Annotated in this window: 2 protein-coding genes and 1 pseudogene; all 3 read right to left on the bottom strand. The window is 72.3% G+C overall.

Going from position 1 to position 7910, the window contains the following annotated elements:
* Positions 1 to 1428 (bottom strand): annotated as a pseudogene (locus SCA03_RS31175) (hypothetical protein); the annotation flags it as partial.
* A gap of 207 nt (positions 1429 to 1635) precedes the next feature.
* Entirely contained in the window at positions 1636 to 6720 is a 5085-nt protein-coding gene (locus SCA03_RS31170; RefSeq protein WP_086816455.1) for an NAD-glutamate dehydrogenase, read from the bottom strand.
* A 461-nt stretch (positions 6721 to 7181) separates the two neighbouring features.
* The gene (locus SCA03_RS31165; RefSeq protein ID WP_051847191.1) at positions 7182 to 7895 is read right to left on the bottom strand and encodes an HAD family hydrolase; all 714 of its coding nucleotides are present in this window, start codon (positions 7893 to 7895) and stop codon (positions 7182 to 7184) included.
* Positions 7896 to 7910: the final 15 nt, after the last annotated feature.

Below are 7910 nucleotides of genomic sequence, written 5' to 3'. Positions count from 1 at the left end.
CGACGGATGGAGCAGCACCTTCAGACCGGAGTGCTCCAGCCGCATCAGATGCGCCACCTTCGGCAGACACAGGATGGGCAGATCCGTCGCCTCCAGCTTCTGCACCATGAACCGCTCCCGCAGGACGATCAGCGGGCGCTCGTCCAGCTGTGCGAGCGTCGTCAGCCACATGTCGGCCTGGTACGCGGAGGCCGGGCCGCCGGAGAAGTACAGGCCCACGGTGGGCCGGTACTCCGCCAGCCACGCGTCCAGCCACGCCATGGCCGCGTCCTCGTCCGCCACCCGTCTGTGCGGCAGCAGCCACCCCGCCAGATACGCGGTCCCGGCCAGCAGCACGAGGGCGCAGAGGGACACCGCGGCCAGGGCACCGGCGGGCCCGCCGGTGCCCGCCGACACCGCCATGCCCGCCGTCAGCAGCAGCCCGACGCCCGCGAGCCGCACGCCGCCACGCTGTGCGAACAGGGACGGCGGCGCCCGGTTCACCCCCAGCCCCGTGGCGTCGATGTTGCGGGTGACGACCGGCAGCCGGCGGCGGGCACGTACCGCACCGGCCACCGCCTGGCACAGGAAGTGCAGGGCCCAGCAGCCCAGCACACCCAGCAGCAGCCAGGCGCCGGTGCCGTCGGCACGCAGCACGTCCAGCCGGGCCAGCCCGCCCAGCAGCAGCCCGTCCCGCACCAGCTGCCGCACCGGAAGGGTGAACTGGGCGCGCGCCATCTGCCGCGCGACCCGGCGTGCCCGCCGCAGAAACAGCACCTCGGTCAGCGCCCCCAGCACGGCCCCACCGACCACCGCCCAGACCGCCCCCGCCAGGACCCCGACGACCTGGAGCAGATACCCGACGGCCGTCAGCGCGACCGGGGCGACGAGGGAACGCCCGACGGAGGCGAGGGCACCCAGCCGGGGACGCACACCGGAACGGGGCCTGCCGGGGCCGGGCCCCGGGCCGGGCGAGCTGCCGGGCCCGGGTGAACCGCCGGAGCCCGTGTGCGGTGGGGCGCCGAGGCCGGACGGACCGGGCGGGACAGCGGCACCGCCCTCGGCCGCGGGATCGCCGGCGGCGGACACGCCTCCCCGGGCGTCCGGGCCCACCGCGGCTTCCGTGCCCAGCTCGGTATCCGGACCCAGCTCGGGGTCCGGACCCACCTCGGAACCCGGCTCCACCTCCGCAGCGAGGCCCGCCTCGGCGTCGGGTCCCAGCTCGGGGCCCGGGTTCGCCCCGGGGTCCGGGCCCAGTTCCGCCTCCGCGACAAGGCCCGGCTCCGCATCCGGACCCGCCTCCGACGCGAGGCCCACCTCGGCACCGGGCCCCACCTCCGGGTCCGGGTTCGCCCAGGGGTCCGGGCCCACCTCGGCGTCCGGGCCCGCTGCCACCGCCGCTTCGGCCGTCTCGTCGGGGTCCTCGGGGATCTTCGCCGGCTCGCCCACACTTCACGGTAGGCAGTGGGGGGTGTCCCGGTCGCGCGGCGCTCGTCCGTTCGGGCCGGTCGGGCAGGCGGTGCGACGGGTCGGCGGCCGGGCTGACGAGGAAGCGGGGCGAGCGGGGGCGGGCAGCTGCGCGGCCACGGACGCGCGACGGGCCCCGGCGGCACGGGGTGTGCCGCCGGGGCCCGTCCGGTGTGCGGGAACCGCGGGTCAGCGGTTGCTGCGCAGCAGGGTGCGCATGGTGCGCATGGCCACCGAGAGGTTCGCCAGGTCGAAGGTCTCGGACGCCTGGATCTCGTCGAGGGTGCCGCGGGCCCGGACCAGGATGGAGCGGTTCTTCTCCTCCCACGCCTGGTAGCGCTCCTCGGCCGAGGCGTTGCCCTCGCCGGCCGCGAGCACGTCCGCCGTCAGCAGCTGGTGCGCCGCGTAGAGGTCCTCACGGATCGACGCACGGGCCATCGACTGCCAGCGGTCGGCGCGCGGCAGCTCGCTGACGCGCCCCTGGAGCTGGGTGATGCCGAGCCGGTCGGCGAGGTCGAAGTAGACCTCGGCGACGTGCATGAGGTCCATGTCCATACGGCCCGCCACCGCGACCACGTCCAGCGCCGAGAAGGCGGCGGAGCAGCCGGCGACGCGCTGTGCCAGGTGCTGGGGAACCCCGGCGGCCGACAGCTGGTCGTACACCTTCTGGTGCCACTTGGCGTCGTCGCCCTTGAGCAGCTTGGGCAGCTCGGACCACACCGTCTCGACCCGGCCGGCGAACAGCTCGATGGTCTCGGCCAGTTGCAGCGGCTGCGGCCGGTTGTTGAGCAGCCAGCGGGTGGCCCGCTCGACGAGCTGCCGGGAGCGCAGCCGGATACCGGTGAGCACCTCGGCGGAGACCTTGTTGTCGACGGCCTCGACCGCGTCCCAGATGTCGCCGAGCCGGAAGATGCCGCGGGCGGCGGTGTGCGCCCGGACGATCTCCTCCGTGGAGGCGCCGGACTCCTCCTTCATACGGTGCAGGAACGTGGAACCGGCCGTGTTGACGGTGTCGTTGACCAGCACCGTGGTGATGATCTCGCGACGCAGCGCATGCGAGTCGATCTGCTGCTCGAACCGCTTGCGCAGGGCCTCCGGGAAGTAGGCGTACAGCAGGTGCTGGAGGTATCCCTCGTCCGGCAGCGTGGTGCCGATCAGCTCGTCCGTCACCGTGATCTTGGTGTAGGCGAGCATCACCGCCAGCTCGGGCTGGCTGAGGCCCTCGCCGTTGGACAGCCGCTCCCGGATCTGCTTGTCGGTGGGCAGGAACTCCAGGGCCCGGTCGAGGTGGCCCTCCTTGGCCAGCCGCTTCATCTGCCGCTGGTTGGCCAGCAGCAGACTGGGCGCCTGCGCCTGGGAGTTGGCCAGCGCGGCGTTCTGCGCGTAGTTGTTGCGCAGCACGAGGGCGCCGACCTCGTCGGTCATCTCGGCCAGCAGGGCGTTGCGCTGCTTGACGGTCATGTCACCGTCCGCGACGACCGCGTTCAGCAGGATCTTGATGTTCACCTCGTGGTCGGAGGTGTCCACTCCGGCGCTGTTGTCGATCGCGTCGGTGTTGATCCTGCCGCCGGTGCGCGCGAACTCGATCCGGCCGAGCTGGGTGCAGCCCAGGTTGCCGCCCTCGCCGACGACCTTGACACGCAGATCGCGGCCGTCCACCCGGATCGCGTCGTTCGCCTTGTCGCCGACGTCCGCGTCCGTCTCCGTGGACGCCTTGACGTAGGTGCCGATGCCGCCGTTCCACAGCAGGTCGACGGGGGCCGTCAGGATGGCCTTCATCAGCTCGGCCGGGGTCATCTTGGTGACCTTGGACTCCAGCCCGAGCGCCGCCCTGACCTGCGGGGAGACGGGCACCGACTTGGCGCTGCGCGGATAGACACCGCCGCCCGCCGAGATCAGCTCGCTGTTGTAGTCCTCCCAGGAGGAACGCGGCAGCTCGAACAGCCGGCGCCGCTCGGCGTACGAGGTCGCCGCGTCGGGGTCGGGGTCGAGGAAGATGTGCCGGTGGTCGAAGGCCGCGACCAGGCGGATGTGCTCGGACAGCAGCATGCCGTTGCCGAACACGTCGCCGGACATGTCGCCGACGCCGACGGCGGTGAAGTCCTCCGTCTGGGTGTCGTGCCCCAGCTCGCGGAAGTGCCGCTTGACCGACTCCCAGGCGCCGCGGGCCGTGATGCCCATGCCCTTGTGGTCGTAGCCGGCCGAGCCGCCGGAGGCGAACGCGTCGCCGAGCCAGAAGCCGTAGGAGACGGCGACCTCGTTGGCGATGTCCGAGAAGGTCGCGGTGCCCTTGTCGGCGGCGACGACGAGGTAGGTGTCGTCGCCGTCGTGCCGGACGACGTCCTCGGGGTGCACGACCTCGCCGCCGACGAGGTTGTCGGTGATGTCGAGCAGCCCGGAGATGAACGTCTTGTAGCAGGCGATGCCCTCGGACTGCCAGGCGTCCCGGTCGACGGCCGGGTCCGGCAGCCGCTTGCCGACGAACCCGCCCTTGGCGCCGACCGGCACGATGACGGTGTTCTTCACCTCCTGCGCCTTGACCAGGCCGAGAATCTCCGTGCGGAAGTCCTCCCGCCGGTCCGACCAGCGCAGACCGCCGCGCGCGACCTTGCCGAACCGCAGGTGCACGCCCTCGACGCGCGGCGAGTACACCCAGATCTCGTACTGCGGACGCGGCGCCGGCAGATCCGGGATCGCCTGCGGGTCCAGCTTCATCGAGACGTAGCCGTGCGGGGTGCCGTCGCTCGCCGTCTGGAAGTAGTTGGTGCGGAGCGTGGCGTTGATGACGGTGAGGAAGGAGCGCAGGATGCGGTCCTCGTCCAGGCTGGCGACCTGGTCCAGTGCGCCGGTCAGCTCCTCCAGCAGCCCGTCCGTCAGCTCGTGCCCCGCGCGGGCGCGCACCGGATCCAGCCGCGCCTCGAACAGGCTGACGAGCAGCCGCGTGGTGTGCACGTTCTTCCGGAGGGTGTCCTCCATGTACGCCTGGCTGAAGGTCGCCCCGGCCTGCCGCAGATACTTCGCGTAGGCCCGCAGCACCATCGCCTGCCGCCAGGTCAGCCCGGCCGAGAGCACCAGCGCGTTGAGCCCGTCGTTCTCGGCGCGGCCCGTCCAGATGGCGGCGAACGCCTCCTGGAAGCGGTCCCGGGTCTCCTCGTCCAGGCCCTTCTTGCCGTCGGGCAGCCGCAGGCCGAAGTCGTAGATCCAGGCGTGCGAACGGTCCGAGCAGCGCAGCTCGTACGGCCGTTCGTCGACCACCTCGACGCCCATGGCCTGGAGCCCCGGCAGCACCGCCGAGAGCGAGACCGGCCGGCCCGTCCGGTAGATCTTGAAGCGGCGCTCGCCCGGCGCGGCCCCCACCGGTTCGTACAGGCTCAGCGCGAAGTCGCTCTCGTCGCCGCCGCGCGCCAGGTGGTCGATGTGCTGGAGGTCGGCGACCGCAGCACGCGGCGAGAAGTCCGCCTTGTAGCCCTCGGGGAACGCACGCGCGTACTTGTGCGCCAGCTCCGCCGCCTGCTCCTCGCCGCACTCGGCGACCAGCGCCTCGTTGAAGCCGTCCGCCCAGGAGCGGGCCGCCTCGGCGAGCCGCGCCTCGATCCGGTCGGTCTCCGCGTCGGTCAGCTCCGCCAGCTCCGCGCCCTGCTTGACGCGAATGACGAAGTGCAGCCGGGAGAGCACCGACTCGGTGTTCCACGCGGTGAAGTCGACGCTGGTGCCGCCCAGTTCCTCGGTGAGGATGTCGGTCAGCCGCAGCCGCACCGCCGTCGTGTACCGGTCGCGCGGCAGATAGACCAGCGCCGAGTAGTAGCGCCCGTAGTCGTCCCGGCGCAGATACAGCCGCAGCTTGCGGCGCTCCTGGAGGTAGAGGACGGAGGTCGCGATGGAGCGCAGCTGGTCGCCGGGGGTCTGGAACAGCTCGTCACGCGGATAGGTCTCCAGGATCTGGAGCAGATCGCGGCCCGCGTGGCTGTCCGGGGTGAAGCCCGCGCCGTCGAGCACCTCGGCGACCTTGCGCCGGATGACCGGCATCCGCCGCACCGACTCGGTGTACACGGCGGAGGAGAACAGCCCGAGGAACCGGCGCTCACCGACGACGTTGCCGTCGGCGTCGAACTTCTTGACGCCCACGTAGTCCAGGTACGAGGACCTGTGCACCGTGGCGCGGCTGTTCGCCTTGGTGAGCACCAGCAGCCGGTGCTCGCGGGCCTTGGCCCGGGCATCGGCCGGCAGCCGGTTGAAGGACGGCGAGACAGGGTGCCCCTCGTCGGCGGCGTGCTGCGGGTCGGAGCGCAGAATGCCCAGCCCGCTGCCGGGCACCGGGTTGAGGCTCAGCTCCTCGCCCTCGCGGCCGTCGGTGTCCGCGGCCGCCTCCAGCTCGTACTCGCGGTACCCGAGGAACGTGAAGTGGTCGTCGGCGAGCCAGCGCAGCAGCTCACGGGCCTCCTCGATCTCCTGCTCGGGCAGGTCGTCGGTGGGCTCGGCGGGCAGCTCGTCGGCGATCCGGAGGGCGGCGTTGCGCATCTTGTGCCAGTCCTCCACCGCCTCCCGCACATCCGAGAGGATCCGCAGCAGATCGGAGTTGATCTGCTTGAGATCGTCGCGTTCCGTCTCGCGGTCGATCTCGACATGGATCCAGGACTCGACGACGGCGTCGTGCGGCAGCTTCTCGTCCGTCCCCGCCCCGGACGCCGAGGGCTCGTCCCGGCCCGACGCCAGCACCTCCTGGAGGCTGCCCGCCACATCCCGGCGCACGACCATCTGCGGGTGCACCACGGCGTGGATCCCCCGGCCCTGCCGGGACAGCTCGTTGGTGACCGAGTCCACCAGGAACGGCATGTCGTCCGTGACGACCTCGACGACGGTGTGCGTGCACGACCAGCCGTTCTCGTCGATGGACGGGGAGTACACCCGGACGTTCGCCGTGCCCTGCGGGCGGTCCTGCGCGAGACGGTAGTGGGAGAGAGCCGCGCCGAGGATGTCGACCGGGTCACGGTCCGCGAGGTCCTCGGGCGCCGTGTGCAGGTAGTAGCGCTGGAGGTACCTGCGCAGAGCGTCGTTGTCGACCTGCCCGGACCCGCCCTTGCCGGACCTGCCGGACTTGCCGTTCCGGCCGGACTTGCCGCCCTTGCCGCCCTTGACCTCCCCGGAGCCCTGGTCGACGTCGGCGACGTCTCCGAGCCCCTTCACCGGATGGCGTCCCCCCGCCGGGCTCTGCTCGGCCACCCTCGCGGCCTCCGCCAGCCGCTCGGCTTTCTCTTCATCCAGCTTGCTCTGCATGTCCTCTGGCTCCTGTCGCGCGCCGTTGCGTGACGTAGGGATGGATGAGGCACGGCAACGCACCGCGGGATCGCCGCTCACGGCCGCGCCGGGAAACACGATCAGCGGCGCCCCGGTCGCTGCGTTGCGCGGGGCGCTGTGCGGAGGTGCGCTCGGGCGCGGACCCTCCGAGGGATATCGCGCTGATCACGAGGCAAGGCTATCTCTCCGGCCGGGGAGACCGTCATGGGCCTTATACATACAAAGCGGTGCGAAGGCCCCCGATGACTTGGACGGTTCGTAAGGGAGACGTTCCGCACACCCGGGCCGACGTGCGGCCACGCCACCGGCCCGCCGCCCCGTCCGCCCGCACGCCTCCCGCCGCGGAGAACTCCCCGTACATCCGTCCGACTGTCCTGCCCCGGCCGCCCCTCGGCCGGCACCCCTCCACCGGGCCGGCAGCTCTCCCCCATGACCGCCCCTCAGCCGTCCGCCGCGAGGGAGTCGGCGACCTCGACGGCCTCCTCCAGCGAATCCACCACCGGAACCCCCGCTTCCTGGAGGCTTCTCCTGCTGTGCGAACCGCCGGTGAACAGCACCGCGAGCGCACCGGCGTGCGCCGCGGCCCGGGCGTCGTCGACGGCGTCCCCGATCACCACCGTGCGCGCCGGGTCGACGCCCTCCAGCGCCGCGAGATGGCGCACCATCTGCGCCGCCTTGCCGTGCGCCGCGCCGTCCACGGCGCCGTCGACCCGCAGGAAGTGCCGGTCGATGCCGTGCTCACGCACCAGCGGCACCAGCCGCTCGTGCGGAGCCAGCGAACACAGCGACTGGGTGTGGCCGGCCGTCTGCCGCGCGGCCAGCAGCTCCGCCGCGCCGTCGGCGAGACCGGCGCCGGCCGCGAGCCGCCAGTAGTGCCGGTGGAACGTACGGTCCATCGTCTGCCACTCGTCGGCGGTCGGCGCCCGCCCGATCAGCCGTTCGTAGAACCGCGGCACCGGCACGCAGTACAGCTCGCGGTACCGCTCCAGCGTGATCCTCGGGAGCCCCAGCTCGGCGAAGGCCGCGTTCGTCGCGTCGATCACCGCATGGATGTCGGCCAGCAACGTCCCGTTCCAGTCCCACACGATGTGCGCCGCCCGCCGGCCGGCCGCCGCACCGCCTGCGCTTCCCACGCTCTCCTGCCCCAAGACCATGCCCCGAAGGTACGT

It is taken from the genome of Streptomyces cacaoi (assembly GCF_006539165.1).
In the GTDB taxonomy this organism is placed as follows: Bacteria; Actinomycetota; Actinomycetes; order Streptomycetales; family Streptomycetaceae; genus Streptomyces; species Streptomyces cacaoi.
The sequence above is the reverse complement of the archived record's forward strand: the minus strand, read 5'-3'. Positions and strand labels throughout refer to the sequence as shown.